Origin of the sequence: Streptomyces aureus (assembly GCF_001418135.1) — a bacterium.
GTDB classification, from domain to species: Bacteria; Actinomycetota; Actinomycetes; order Streptomycetales; family Streptomycetaceae; genus Streptomyces; species Streptomyces aureus_A.
This window is the reverse complement of the sequence record NZ_LIPQ01000308.1, coordinates 1-2,288: the sequence shown is the minus strand read 5'-3', so window position 1 is coordinate 2,288 and position 2,288 is coordinate 1. Positions and strand designations below refer to the sequence as shown.

The 2,288-nt window shown below is 75.0% G+C and carries 2 protein-coding genes; both read left to right on the top strand.

Going from position 1 to position 2,288, the window contains the following annotated elements; genetic code table 11:
- Positions 1 to 789: PmoA family protein (locus AOK00_RS24630; RefSeq protein ID WP_055602470.1), on the top strand; the 789-nt coding region annotated here is incomplete at its 5' end.
- On the top strand, positions 786 to 2,288 hold a 1,503-nt coding region (locus AOK00_RS24625; protein ID WP_107097465.1), incomplete at its 3' end, for a glycoside hydrolase family 43 protein. The genes AOK00_RS24630 and AOK00_RS24625, both read left to right, overlap by 4 nt.

Genomic DNA, 2,288 nt, shown 5'->3' with positions numbered 1-2,288 from the left:
GTCTCGGTCACCGGCCGGCCGTACCTCCACCCGGTCACGACCCTGGCCGGCCGGCCGGTGACCGAGACGGCTCCCGAGGACCATCCGCACCACCTCGGCGTGGGCGTCGCCGTGCCCGACGTCGCCGGCCACAACTTCTGGGGCGGCCGCACCTTCGTCCGCGGCCGCGGCTCGGTCGAGCTCGACAACCACGGTGTGCAGCGGCACGACGGGTTCAAGCTGTGCGACCCGGACGGCTTCGTGGAGGAGCTGACCTGGACGGCCGGGGGCGAGCGACTGCTCCGCGAGCACCGGACGGTGGCGGCCACCGAGCTCACCGAAGCGGCCTGGGCGCTCGACCTCACCTTCTCCCTCACCAACGTGTCCGGGCGGGACCTGTCGATCGGCAGCCCCGCGACGAACGGCAGGCCGGGCGCCGCGTACGGCGGCTTCTTCTGGCGTGCGCCGAAGGAGGCGACGGCGCCGGTGGTGTTCGGTGCCGGGACGCCGGGCGACGGTTCGGGCGCGGACGGCGAGGAGGCGGTGCACGGCGCACGCGCGGACTGGGTGGCGCTCGCGGGCGAGGGCTGGACCCTGGTGTTCGCCGGGGCGACGGCCCGCACCCGTGAGGACCCGTGGTTCGTCCGGGCGGCCGAGTACCCGGGCGTCGGTTCCTCGCTCGCCCACGCCGGGCGGCTTCCGGTGGCCGCCGGGGAGACCTTCGTACGGCGGGTGGTGACCGTCGTCGCCGACGGGCACCTCGACCGGGCCGGGGCCTCGGCACTGGTGCGCAAGGCGGTGACGTCGTGACGGGGGCCGGTGCCGCCCTTCCGACGGGGGACCTGGGTGACGGTACGTACCGCAATCCCGTGCTCGCCGCCGACTGGTCCGACCCCGACGTGGTCCGGGTCGGCGAGGACTACCACCTGACGGCCTCCAGCTTCGGCCGCGCCCCCGGGCTGCCACTCCTGCACTCCCGGGACCTGGTCAACTGGACGCTCGTCGGACACGCCCTGGAGCGGCTCGAACCGGCCGCCGCGTTCACCGAGCCCCAGCACGACCGCGGGGTCTGGGCGCCCTCGTTCCGGCACCACGACGGCCGGTTCTGGATCTTCTGGGGCGACCCCGACCACGGGATCTACCAGGTCAACGCGCCTTCCGTACGCGGCCCGTGGACGGCCCCGCATTTGGTGAAGGCGGGCCGGGGCCTGATCGACGCCTGCCCGCTGTGGGACGAGGAGTCGGGCGAGGCGTATCTCGTGCACGCCTGGGCCAAGTCCCGCGCCGGCTTCAACAACCGGCTCACCGGGCACCGGATGAGCCCGGACGGGACGAGGCTCCTCGATGCGGGCCGGGTCCTCGTGGACGCCGACCTGCTCCCCGGCTGGTTCACCCTGGAGGGCCCCAAACTGTACCGGCACGACGGCTGGTTCTGGATCTTCGCCCCGGCCGGGGGCGTGGCCACCGGCTGGCAGGGCGCGTTCCGGTCGCGGTCGTTCCTCGGCCCGTACGAGGAACGGATCGTCCTCGCTCAGGGCGACACCGACGTCAACGGTCCGCACCAGGGCGGCTGGGTCCGCACCGGGCCGGGCGAGGACTGGTTCCTGCACTTCCAGCAGTCGGGCGCGCACGGCCGGCTCGTCCATCTCCAGCCGATGCGCTGGGACACGGACGGCTGGCCCGTGCTCGGCGACGAGGGAGCCCCGGTCCGGGTGCATCGCAAGCCGGACCTGCCGGAGCAGCCGCCCGCGCGGCCGGCCGTGGACGACACGTTTCCCGGCGGCCGGTTCGGCAGGCAGTGGCAGTGGACCGCCAACCCGGGCGAGGGCTGGGCCAGTCAGCACACGGGCGACGGGCTGCGGCTCGGCTGTGTGCGGTCGGACCGGCCGGCCGATCTCCGAAACGCGCCGCACGTCCTCACCCAGCGGCTGCCCGCCGGGGCCCTGGTCGTCGAGGTCGGGCTGCGGCTCGACGCGATGGCGCCCGGGGCCCGCGCGGGGCTCGTCGTCCTCGGGGACGCGTACGCGTGGATCGGTCTGGAGCGGGCGCCGGACGGCACGGCCCGGCTCGTCCACCGTTTCGCCCCGGCGAACGCGGACCGCGAACGGGACGCGGCCCGCTCCCGGCCGCTGACCGGCGACCGGGTGCTGCTCCGCGTCGAGGTCACGGCGGACGCACGCTGCCGCTTCTCGTACGACACCGGCACCGGCACCGACCCCGAGGCCAGGACCGGAGCCGGGACCGATTCCGTCACAGGTGCCGGCACCGCTCCCGGGACCGATTCCGGCACCGGTACCGGTACCGGTACC